Raw genomic sequence first — 11,134 nt, forward strand, 5'->3', positions numbered from 1 at the left:
AGCTCGGCGGCGCGCCCCAGCAGGCCGTCGTCCCTGATGGTGCGGAGCACCGCGAGGCCGGCGGCACAGGCCACCGGGTTGCCGCCGAAGGTCGTGCCGTGGTGGCCGGGCTGGAGCAGCCCGGCCGCCGTCCCGCTGGCCAGGCAGGCGCCGATGGGGATGCCGCCGGCCAGCCCCTTGGCCACGGTGACCACGTCGGGTCGCACCGGGTCGGTGAGGGCGGGGTTCTGGTGGGCGAACCACGTGCCGGTCCGGCCGGCACCGGTCTGCACCTCGTCGAGCCACAGCAGCGCGCCGTGCTCGTCGGCGATCCGGCGGGCGGCCGGCAGGTAGTCGCGGTCGGGGACCACCACCCCGGCCTCTCCCTGCACCGGCTCGAGCAGGATCGCGGCGGTTCGCTCGGTGACGGCTCCCGCCAGCGCCTCGGGGTCGCCGTAGGGCACGAAGGTGACCTCGCCGGGCAGCGGCTCGAACGGCGTGCGGTAGGCCTCCTTGGCGGTGAGCGCCAACGCCCCCATGGTGCGCCCGTGGAAGCCCCCCTCGGCGGCGACGACGTGGGTGCGGCCGGTGCGCCGGGTCAGCTTGAAGGCGGCCTCGTTGGCCTCGGTCCCGGAGTTGGTGAAGAAGACCCGGGTACCGGCCGGCCGGCCGGCCTCCAGCAGGGTCACCAGGGTCTCGGCCAGCTCGATCTGGGGCTCGCTCGCGAAGAGGTTCGAGACGTGACCGAGCGTGGACAGCTGGTCGGTCACCGCGGCGACCAGGGCCGGGTGGGCGTGGCCGAGGGCGTTGACCGCGATGCCGCCCAGGAGGTCGACGTACTCGCGACCGGACTCGTCCCACACGTGCGCACCGCGGCCGCGGGTCAGCACCAGGCGGGGGGGCCCGAAGGTGTTCATCAGCGCGGCGGCGTACCGCTCCCCCCACGTCACGACGCGGCCCTGGCCTTGCGGATCTTGGTGGCCACGCCCGGCAGCACCTGGGTGCCGACGCCCTCGTCGGTGAAGATCTCCAGCAGCACCGCGTGCGGCTCCCGGCCGTCGACGACCGTGGCCCGCGGGACGCCCTGCTGGACCGCCTGCAGGCAGGCGCCCATCTTGGGCACCATGCCGCTGGCGAGCGCGGGCATCAGCTCGGCGAGGGCTTCGGGGCTGATCTCCCCGATCACGTCGTTGCTGGCCGGCCAGTCCCGGTAGAGCCCCTCGACGTCGGTGAGCACCAACAGCTTCTCGGCACCCAGCGCGACGGCGAGCGCGGCGGCAGCGGTGTCGGCGTTGACGTTGTGCACCTGGCCGGCCTCGTCGGGCGCCACGCTCGAGACGACCGGGATCCGCCCCGCCTCGATCAGGTCGAGCACGGCCTCCGGCCGCACCCGCGCGACCTCCCCGACCAGGCCGAGGTCCACCTCCTCGCCGTCGACGATGGTGTTGGTGGGCTGCGCCGTGAACAGGCCGGCGTCCTCGCCGGAGAGACCGACGGCCAGCGGGCCGTGCTGGTTGATCAGGCCGACGAGCTCGCGCTGCACCTGGCCGACGAGCACCATCCGCACCACGTCCATCGCCTCGGGCGTGGTGACCCGCAGGCCACCGCGGAACTCCGACTCGATGCCGAGCCGGGTGAGCATGGTGGAGATCTGCGGCCCGCCGCCGTGCACCACGACCGGCTTGAAGCCGGCGAACCTCAAGAAGGCCACGTCCTCGGCGAACGCCTCCTTGAGCGTGCTGTCGGTCATGGCGTTCCCGCCGTACTTCACCACGATGATCTTCCCGTGGTAGGTCTTCAGCCACGGCAGCGCAGCCGCGAGGGTGGCAGCCTTGGCCCGGTCGGGGTCGGCCAGGTCGAGATCAGGCTGGGTGCTCATGAGGCGTACGCGCTGTTCTCGTGGACGTAGGCGTGGGTCAGGTCGTTGGTCCACACCGTGGCCCGCTCGTCGCCCGCCTTCAGGTCGATCGTCACGGTGACCTCGCGCGGGGTGAGGTCGACGGTGGCCGGGTCGGCGTCGGGGGTGGACCGTCGGCAGACCCAGACGCCGTTCATCGCGACGTCGAGGTCCGCCGGGTCGAAGGCGGCCCGGGTGGTCCCGACGCTGGCCAGCACCCTCCCCCAGTTGGGGTCGTTGCCGAACACCGCGGCCTTGAACAGGTTGCTGCGGGCCACGCTCCGGCCGACCTCGACCGCGTCGTCCTCGGTGGCCGCGTGGAGCACGGTGATGGCGATCTCGTGGTCGGCGCCCTCCGCGTCGTGGAGCAGCTGCATCGCCAGGTCGGTGCACGCCTGGGTGAGCGCCGCGGTGAGGTCGGGCAGGGTGGGCGTGATGCCGCTGGCCCCGCTGGCCAGCAGGGTGACCGTGTCGTTGGTGGACATGCACCCGTCGGAGTCGAGCCGGTCGAAGCTGACCCGGGTCGCCGCTCGCAGCGCGGCGTCGAGGTCGGCAGGGCTCGCCACGGCGTCGGTGGTGAGGACGACCAGCATCGTGGCCAGCTGCGGGGCGAGCATCCCGGCTCCCTTGGCCATGCCGCCGACCGACCAGCCGGCCCCCTCCACGAGCACCTGCTTGGCGACCGTGTCGGTGGTCATGATCGCGTGCGCCGCGTCGGGGCCGCCACCGGCGTCGAGCGCGGCGTACGCGGCGTCCACGCCCGCCAGCACCAGGTCGCGGTCGTTGGCCAGCCCGATCAGCCCGGTGGAGCAGACGACCACGTCGATCGGCCCGATGCCCAGGTGGGAGCCGACCCGCTCGGCGACGGCGTGCGTGGTCTGGAAGCCCTCGGGCCCGGTGTAGCAGTTGGCGCCGCCGGAGTTGAGGACGACCGCACGGACCACCCCGTCCTTCACCGCCTCCCTGCTCCACAGGACCGGGTTGGCCTGGCAGCGGTTGGTGGTGAACACCGAGGCGGAGTCGAAACGTGGCCCGTCGTTGACGACCAGCGCCAGGTCCTTCGCGCCGGTGGACTTGAGGCCGGCGGAGACTCCCGCGGCCCGGAACCCGGCCGGTGAGGTGACGGTCACGGGGCGACTCCTACGGTGCTGAGGCCGGTGCTCTCGGGGAGCCCGAGGGCGAGGTTGAGGCACTGCACGGCGGCGCCGGCGGTGCCCTTGGCGAGGTTGTCCACCGCGCCGACCACCACCAGGCGGCCGGCCCGGTCGTCGACCACCACCTGCAGGTGCACCGCGTTCGACCCCGTCACCGCCTTCGTCTGCGGCCACGTCCCTGGGGGGAGCACGTGCACGAACGGCTCCTCGGCGTACGCCGCGACGTAGGCGTCGTAGGCCTGCTCGGTGGTGACTCCCGCACCTACCGGGGCCGAGCAGGTGGCCAGGATGCCGCGGGGCATCGGGACGAGCAGGGGGGTGAAGCTCACCCGGACGGACCGGCCGGCGACGCCACTCAGGTTCTGCACGATCTCGGGGGTGTGCCGGTGGACGCCGCCGACGCCGTACGCCGAGGAGCTGCCCATCACCTCGCTGCCGAGCAGGTGCGGCTTGGCCGCCTTGCCCGCGCCGGACGTGCCGCTCGCGGCCACCACCACGACGTCGGGCTCGGCCAGACCGGCTGCCAGCGCCGGGGCGAGGGCGAGGGTCGACACGGTCGGGTAGCAGCCAGGGACCGCCACGCGCCGCGCACCGCGCAGCCGCTCGCGCTGCCCGGGCAGCTCGGGGAGTCCGTAGGGCCACGTGCCTGCGTGCGGGCTGCCGTAGAACCGCTCCCACTCGGCCGGGTCGGCGAGCCGGAAGTCCGCACCGCAGTCGATCACCACGGTGTCCTCCCCCAGCTGCTCGGCCAACGGTCCGGACTGGCCGTGCGGGAGCGCCAGCAGAACCACGTCGTGCCCGGCGAGGACCTCCGCGGCGGTGGGCTCGAGGACCCGGTCGGCCAGCGGCAGGAGGTGCGGCTGGAGGGTGCCCAGCCGCTCACCGGCGTTGCTGCCCCCGGTGAGCGCCCCGACGGTCGCCGCAGGGTGGCCGAGCAGCAGGCGGAGCGCCTCCCCGCCGGCGTACCCGCTGGCTCCTGCGACAGCGACCCGAAACGACGTCATGTGCATGACTATACATGTTTGTGCATGGCCTCGTGGCCCGGGGGGACGGTAGGGCACCCCGGGGGTGGAGACCGGGGGACGACGGCGCTACGTTCAGTCCATGGCATCTCTCGAAGCCCCTGACTACCTCAGGCACCTCCGGTCCGAGTCCGCTCGATTCCGCGAGGTGCTTTCCACATGTGCGCCCGACGCCCGGGTCCCCGGGTGTCCTGCGTGGGACGCCGCGGACCTGCTGTGGCACCTCACCGGCGTGCAGCACTTCTGGGCATCGATCATCAGCGCCAGGCCGGCCGGACCGGAGTCGGCGACCGAGCTGGAGCGGCCCGGCAGCTACCAGGAGCTGCTCTCCGCCTTCGAGGAGGCCTCCGCTCGGCTGGTCGCCGCGCTCGAGCAGGCGTCACCGGAGGAGAAGGCGTGGTCGTGGTCGGAGGAGCAGACCGTCGGGTTCACCTTCCGCCGGCAGGCGCACGAGGCGCTGATCCACCGACTCGACGCCGAGCAGACCGCGGGCGCCGTCACCGAGCTGGACCCGCGGCTGGCGGCCGACGGGGTCCGCGAGGTGCTCGACGTGATCTACGGCGGGTGCCCGACGTGGGGGGAGTTCTCGCCGCTGGAGCACTACGTGCGCGTCGACCTCACCGACACCGGCGACACGGTCTGGGTCCAGCTGGGCCGCTTCCACGGCACCGACCCGGACGGGGTCGAGCACGAGGAGGACGACATCCGGGTCGTCGCCGACCCCGGGACCGAGCCGGACGCGGTGATCTCCGGCCCAGCGGCGGTGGTCGACGCCCGGCTGTGGCGGCGCGGGGACGGCGACTCCATCAAGGTGGCCGGCGACCTGGCCATCGTCGACCACTTCCGCACCGCGATCCACCACGCGATCGACTGAGGAGCCCGGCTCCTCAGGTGCGCTGGACGGCGCCGCAGCGGGCGGCCGCCGCAGCCACCGCGGCGTCCCGCGCCGCGCTGGTCTCCTCCACGGTGAGGGTGCGGTCCGGGGCCCGGAACCGCAGTCGGAACGCGAGCGAGCGCCGGCCGGGGCCGACCTGGTCCCCGGAGTAGACGTCGAAGAGCCGGATCGACTCCAGCAGCCCCCCCGCGCCCTCCCGCAGCGCCCCCTCGACCTCCGCCGCGGTGACCGTCTCCGGGACCACCACCGCCACGTCCTCGCGGGCGACCGGGTAGGAGGAGAGGACCGGCCCGGGCACCACGTCGACCGCGAGGGCCAGCATCCGGTCCAGGTCGACCTCCGCGGCCGCGGAGCGCGGCGGTACGCCGTACGCGGCGCACACCGCGGGGTGCAGCTCCCCGGCGTGACCGAGCACGACGTCGCCGGCGACGAGCTCGGCGCACCGCCCGGGGTGCCAGGGGGCGCGGGCCACCGCCCGGAGCTGCACCTCCACCCCGAGCGCGTCGGCGACCGCCCGCACCACTGCGATGGCGTCCTGCCACCCGGCGGTGCGCCCGGATCCCCACCAGCCGGAGCGCTCGCGCTCACCGGTGAGCACCGCACCGAGGTGCAGCGGCTGGGCGGGCAGCGCCTTGTCGAGCGCGGCGAGCTCCGCGTCGGTGGGCCGGCGGTCCACCGGCGGGATGGGGGCCGGGGAGGTGGCGTGCGGCAGCGTGACGGTCGCGGTCTCGAACAGCGCGACGTCCTGGGCGCCGCGGCCGACGTTGCGGGCCACCGCCTTGAGCAGCCCCGGCAGCAGGGTCGTGGTCATCGCGGGCTCCTCCACCGAGAGCGGGTTGGCCAGCCGCAGCACGCTGCGCCGCTCGTCGGCCGGGTCCAGCCCCAGCGCGTCCAGGTCGGCCGGGCCCACGAACGGGAAGCTGATCACCTCCACCAGGCCCTCCCCGGCGAGGGTGCGGCCGACCCGGCGGCGCAGCCGCTGCTCCCGGGTGAGCCCGCGCCCGGGAGGCGCGGGCGGCAGCACCGACGGCACCTGGTCGTAGCCGACGACCCGGGCGACCTCCTCGACCAGGTCGAAGGGGTCGCGCAGGTCGTTGCGCCACGACGGCACCGTCACGGTCAGCTCGTCCCCGTCCACGACGACGTCGCAGCCCACGGCCCGCAGGTGCGCGACGCTGGTCGAGGCAGGGATGTCCATGCCGCTGATCCGGGCCGGGAGCCCCGCGTCGATGGTGATCGTGCGCGGCCGCGGAGCACCGCCCACCTTGGTCACGCCGTCGGTGACCGTGCCGCCGCCGTACGTCGTCAGCAGCTCGGCCACGCGGTCGGCCGCGGCCTCGGGCAGCTCCGGGTCGACGCCGCGCTCGAACCGCTTCGACGCCTCCGAGGGCAGCTTGTGGCGACGCTGGGTCCGGAAGATCGACACCGGGTCGAAGTGCGCGGCCTCGATCACCACGTGGGTAGTGGTCTCCGACAGCTCGGTGGTCTGGCCACCCATCACGCCGGCCAGGCCGATCGGCCCGGAGTCGTCGGTGATGAGCAGGTCCTCGGGTGAGAGCGCTCGCTCGACGTCGTCGAGCGTGGTGAGCCGCTCCCCCTGCACCGCCCGGCGCACCCGGATCGGCCCGTGCAGCCGGTCCCCGTCGTAGCCGTGGATCGGCTGGCCCAGCTCGAGCATCACGTAGTTGGTGACGTCCACGGCCAGCGAGATCGGCCGCATCCCGGCCAGCTGCACGCGGCGCGCCATCCAGGCCGGGGTCGATGCGGCGGGGTCGAACCCGGTGACCGTCCGGGTGACGAACACCGGGCAGCCCTCGGGGTCCTCGACCACCACGGGGTAGCCGCGGTCGTTGGGGGCGGGGACCTCGCGCAGGGCGGGGTCGCGGTACGCCGCACCGTCGCCGTGGACGGCGTACTCCAGCGCCGCCTCGCGCGCCACCCCGCGCAGGGAGAGCGCGTAGGCCCGGTCGGGGTTGATCTCGAACTCGATGACCTCGTCGCGCAGGTACAGCACCTCGAAGGCGTCGTCCCCCGGGGCTCCGGCGTCGGGCGGCAGCACGATGATGCCGGTGTGGTCGTCGCCGAGGCCCAGCTCGCGGGCCGAGCAGATCATGCCGGCCGACACGTGGCCGTAGGTCCTGCGGGCGGAGATCTCGAGGCCGCCGGGCAGCGCCCCACCGGGCAGGATCACCACGACCAGGTCGCCGACGGCGAAGTTGTGGGCACCGCAGACCACCCACTGCGGCTCACCCGTGCCGTTGGCGGCCCCGACGTCGACCGAGCACCACCGGATCGTCTTGCCGTTGGACTGCGGCTCGTCCTCGAACGACAGCACCCGGCCGATCACCAGGGGGCCGCGCATGTCGTGGCCGTGCCGCTCCAGCGCCTCCATCTTCAGGCCGAGCGCGGTCAGCTTGTGGGCCAGGGCGTCGGGGGTCAGGTCGGCCGGCAGGTCGACGTAGTCGCGGATCCAGGAGAGCGGGGCACGCATCAGATCTCACTCCCGAACGCCGCGGAGAACCGCACGTCGCCCTCGAACAGGTCGCGCAGGTCGCCGATCCCGTGCCGGAACATCAACGTGCGGTCGATGCCCATGCCGAACGCGAAGCCGGTGTAGCGCTCGGCGTCGACGCCGCACGCGGTGAGCACCCGCGGGTTGACCACGCCGCAGCCGCCCCACTCGATCCACCCCTCGCCCTTGCAGGTGCGGCAGGTCCCGACCGCGTCGGCGGCGCCGCGGCAGGCGAAGCAGCGCAGGTCGACCTCCGCGGAGGGCTCGGTGAAGGGGAAGTACGACGGCCGGAAGCGGGTGTCGATCCCCTCCCCGAACATCGCGGTGGCGAAGTGGTCCAGCGACCCCTTCAGGTGCGCCATGGTGATGCCCTCGTCGACCACCAGCCCCTCGACCTGGTGGAACATCGGGGAGTGCGTGGCGTCGTACTCGTCGGTGCGGAACACCCGGCCCGGGCAGACCACGTAGATCGGCGGGGTCCGGGTGAGCATGGTGCGGGCCTGCACGGGGGAGGTGTGGGTGCGCAGCACGACGTGGTGGTCGGCCGGCTCGGTCCAGAAGGTGTCCTGCATGGTGCGGGCCGGGTGGTCGGGCCCCAGGTTGAGCGCGTCGAAGTTGAGCCACTCCGCCTCGACGACCGGCCCCTCGGCGACCTCCCAGCCCATCGCCACGAAGACGTCGGCGACCAGCTCCGAGCCGGTGGTGACCGGGTGCCGGGAGCCGCGGGGACGGCGCTCGACGGGGAGGGTCACGTCGACGGTCTCCTCGAGCAGCATCCGCGCCTCGTGCTCGGCCTCCAGCACCGCCTGCCGTGCCGCGAGGGCCTGGGAGACCTCGCCGCGGGCCCGGCCGACCCGCTGGCCGGCCTCCTTGCGGGCCTGGGGCGGCAGGGCGCCGATCTCGCGGTTGGCCAGGCCCAGCGGGGACCGGTCGCCGGCGTGGGCGAGGCGCGCCTCCTTCAGCTCGGCCAGGTCCGCGGCGGCGGCGATCGCGGCCAGCGCCGCGTCCCGCACGGCCTCGACCTCCTCTGCGCGCAGCGGGGTGACCTCGACGGGGTCGTAGTCGGTGTTGGGGCCGGACATCGGTGCCTCTCGTGGGGTGGTCGGGTGGATCGGCCGGACACTCCCCGGAGCCGGCGAGGCCAGGAGTCGGCCGGCCGTCGACGTGTCAGCGAGGCAGGCAGGCCCCCGGACCGTCTGCCGGTCCGGGGCGCAGAAATCGCCGCGTCGGTGCCACCGGCACAGGGTAGCCGATCCGGAGAGGCCGCCGGCGACAGGCGGTCCGGCCCGGGGGAGGTCAGTCCTCGGGGTCCGCGCTCGGCCACTCGATGCGCACCCGGGCACCGCCGCCGGGGGCGTCGTCGATGGTCACGGTGCCGCCGTGGGCGCGGGTCAGCCCGTTGACGATGTACATGCCCAGGCCCGAGCCCCCGCGGACGCCGCCGGTCCAGAACTTCGTGAACACGCGGCGGCGGATCTCGGTAGCGATCCCCTCGCCCTCGTCGTCCACGGTGAGGCAGATGCCCTCGACGTCGTGGCCGGGACCCAGCGGGGCCAGGGTCACCGTGACCGTGCCCTCGCCGTGGCGGACCGCGTTCTCGACCAGGTTGGTGACCACCTGGGTGAACTTGTCGGGGTCGGCGTTCGGCTCGGGGAGCTCGGCGGGCGGGGTGAAGTCGATCGTCCGGGCGGTCCCGGCCTGGACCGAGTCGACCACGCGCTGGACGAGCACGACCGCGTCCACCGGACGCGGGTAGAGCGAGAGCCGACCGGTGTCGATGCGGGCCACGTCGAGGAGCTCCGCGATGAGCCGGCTGAGTCGGTCGGCGTCGGCGTTGACGGTGGTGAGCATCAGCTTCTTCTGCTCGTCGTTGAGCTTGTCCCACCGGTTCACCAGCGCCTGGACGAACCCCTTGACACCGGTGAGCGGGGAGCGCAGCTCGTGGGCGACGGTGGCGACCAGGTCGGAGCGGTCGCGGTCCAGCCGGGCCCGGCCCCGCCCGCTGCGCAGCCCGATCCCGACGCCGGCCACGGGTCCGAGCCGCCCGCGGCGCACGATCCGCGCGGTCACCAGCACCTCGTCGCCGCTGGGCAGCAGCCAGCTCTGCTCGGGGACGGCGGTGCGGATGTTGATCGAGTCCAGCGGCCGGTTCATCTCCACCCACGTGCGGCCGTGGCTGTCCTGCAGCCGCAGGACGTCGGTCAGGGGCGCCCCCACGGCGTCCGGCACCGGGACCTGCAGCATGCGGGAGGCGGTCTCGTTGAGCACGGTGACGGTGCCGGAGAGGTCGGCCCCGACGATGCCGTCGGGGAACGCGTCGGCGAAGAACTGCAGGCCGCTCGGCTGGGGTTCCGCCACAGGTGCACTGTAGTGCCGGACGGCTGGTACCGTGCGCCGCACCGTGGTCAAGCGTGCCGTCACGAGGGGGGACCATGCCGCGTCGTCGCGCCGTGCCCGCCTGGCTGCTCGCCGTGGCCCTGGCCCTGTTCGCCGGGCCCGCCACGCTCCTCAGCGGCGCCCCGGTGGCCTCCGGGGTGGCGCCCGCCGCCCCGCGCCCCAACATCGTGCTCATCCTCACCGACGACATGCGGGCCGACGACCTGGCGTGGATGCCCCTCAGTCGGGCGCTCTTCGAGCGCTACGGCACCACGTTCACCCAGGGGATCGCCCCGCACCCGCTGTGCTGCCCGGCGCGGGCGCAGCTCCTGACCGGGCAGTACGCCCAGAACAACGGCGTGCTCACCAACCAGGGGCCCTTCGGCGGCTTCGCTGCGCTCACCGACCCTGCCAACCACGTCGGCACCTGGCTGCAGGCGGCCGGGTACCACACCGCCTTCGTCGGCAAGTACCTCAACGGGTACTCCTGGGAGGTCGACGGCCGCCAGCCGGGATGGGACTTCTGGGACCCCACGATCGAGGATGTCTACAGCTACACCCACTTCACCCAGGCCAACGACGGAGAGCCACTGACGGTGCCGGACGGGTACATCACCGACTACGTCCGCGACGCGTCGGTGCGCCTGGTCCACGAGTACGCCGCCGAGCCCCAGCCCTTCTTCCTCTGGGCGGCGTACGTCGCGCCGCACCTCCCCGCCCGCCCGGCGCCTCGTCACGCCGGCCTCTACCAGGACGTACCGGCGCCGTCACTCTCGGCGCCGTCGTTCAACAAGGCGATCCTCGGCGACACCCCCTCGGGGGTGAACCACGACCGGGTCCGCAGGGCCAAGATGCAGAGGCTGTTCACCCGGCGGATCGAGACGCTGGCCTCCGTCGACGAAGCGGTGGCCGCGACGTTCGCCGCGCTGGCCGAGACCAACGTGCTCGACCACACCCTCGTCGTGCTCACCAGCGACAACGGGTTCCTGCTGGGCGAGCACCGTCAGTTCGGGAAGAGCCTGGCCTTCGAGGAGTCGCTCCGGGTGCCGATGGCGGTGGCCGGGCCGGGGACCGTCCCGGGCACCACCCAGAAGCGGCCGGTCAGCCTGGTCGACGTGGCGCCGACGTTCGTGGCGGCGGCGGGGGCCACCGCCGGCCGCGTGATGGACGGAGCCTCCTTCCTCGGCGGGGTCGACCAGGGGGGGACGGCGGCCCTCACGCTGTTCGTCCAGGACGGGAACAACAGCGCCGTCCCGGCCTCCGACCGGCGCTGGACGTAGCGGGGGAACCCCCCCGCCC

9 protein-coding genes are annotated in these 11,134 nt (G+C 73.9%); 2 read left to right on the plus strand and 7 right to left on the minus strand.

What is annotated here, in order from left to right; all coding sequences use genetic code 11:
* The 4 genes from PLP61_RS10605 to argC form a co-directional block, all read right to left on the minus strand.
* Nucleotides 1-896 (minus strand): acetylornithine transaminase (locus tag PLP61_RS10605; RefSeq protein WP_324502690.1); only part of this gene is annotated, 896 nt, incomplete at its 3' end.
* A gap of 29 nt (nucleotides 897-925) precedes the next feature.
* Nucleotides 926-1,858, minus strand: a complete 933-nt coding sequence (gene argB, locus PLP61_RS10610; RefSeq protein ID WP_324502682.1) for an acetylglutamate kinase — start codon at nucleotides 1,856-1,858, stop codon at nucleotides 926-928.
* The gene (gene argJ / locus PLP61_RS10615; RefSeq protein ID WP_324502683.1) at nucleotides 1,855-3,006 is read right to left on the minus strand and encodes a bifunctional glutamate N-acetyltransferase/amino-acid acetyltransferase ArgJ; all 1,152 of its coding nucleotides are present in this window, start codon (nucleotides 3,004-3,006) and stop codon (nucleotides 1,855-1,857) included. Before argJ ends, argB begins: the two co-directional genes overlap by 4 nt.
* Nucleotides 3,003-4,040 (minus strand): N-acetyl-gamma-glutamyl-phosphate reductase, encoded by a 1,038-nt coding sequence (argC, locus tag PLP61_RS10620; protein ID WP_324502684.1) that lies wholly within the window; start codon nucleotides 4,038-4,040, stop codon nucleotides 3,003-3,005. Before argC ends, argJ begins: the two co-directional genes overlap by 4 nt.
* 94 nt (nucleotides 4,041-4,134) lie before the next feature.
* Here argC and PLP61_RS10625 point away from each other — a divergent pair, with 94 nt between their 5' ends.
* On the plus strand, nucleotides 4,135-4,926 hold the full coding sequence (locus PLP61_RS10625) for a maleylpyruvate isomerase family mycothiol-dependent enzyme (protein WP_324502685.1): 792 nt from the start codon (nucleotides 4,135-4,137) through the stop codon (nucleotides 4,924-4,926).
* Between the two features lie 13 nt (nucleotides 4,927-4,939).
* Here the strand turns inward: PLP61_RS10625 and pheT are convergent, their stop codons facing one another.
* From pheT to PLP61_RS10640, 3 genes are all read right to left on the minus strand, one after another.
* Entirely contained in the window at nucleotides 4,940-7,438 is a 2,499-nt protein-coding gene (pheT, locus tag PLP61_RS10630; RefSeq protein ID WP_324502686.1) for a phenylalanine--tRNA ligase subunit beta, read from the minus strand.
* Nucleotides 7,438-8,541 carry a phenylalanine--tRNA ligase subunit alpha gene (gene pheS, locus PLP61_RS10635; RefSeq protein WP_324502687.1) on the minus strand — a complete coding sequence of 368 codons (1,104 nt, stop codon included), beginning with the start codon at nucleotides 8,539-8,541 and terminating at the stop codon, nucleotides 7,438-7,440. The genes pheT and pheS overlap by 1 nt, the downstream gene beginning before the upstream one ends.
* Before the next feature lie 214 nt (nucleotides 8,542-8,755).
* Nucleotides 8,756-9,817 (minus strand): sensor histidine kinase, encoded by a 1,062-nt coding sequence (locus PLP61_RS10640; RefSeq protein ID WP_324502688.1) that lies wholly within the window; start codon nucleotides 9,815-9,817, stop codon nucleotides 8,756-8,758.
* Between the two features lie 74 nt (nucleotides 9,818-9,891).
* On the opposite strand from PLP61_RS10640, the gene PLP61_RS10645 reads away from it, so the two are divergent.
* Nucleotides 9,892-11,115, plus strand: a complete 1,224-nt coding sequence (locus PLP61_RS10645) for a sulfatase family protein (RefSeq protein WP_324502689.1) — start codon at nucleotides 9,892-9,894, stop codon at nucleotides 11,113-11,115.
* Nucleotides 11,116-11,134: the final 19 nt, after the last annotated feature.

The organism is Nocardioides sp., from assembly GCF_035429765.1.
In the GTDB taxonomy this organism is placed as follows: Bacteria; Actinomycetota; Actinomycetes; order Propionibacteriales; family Nocardioidaceae; genus Nocardioides.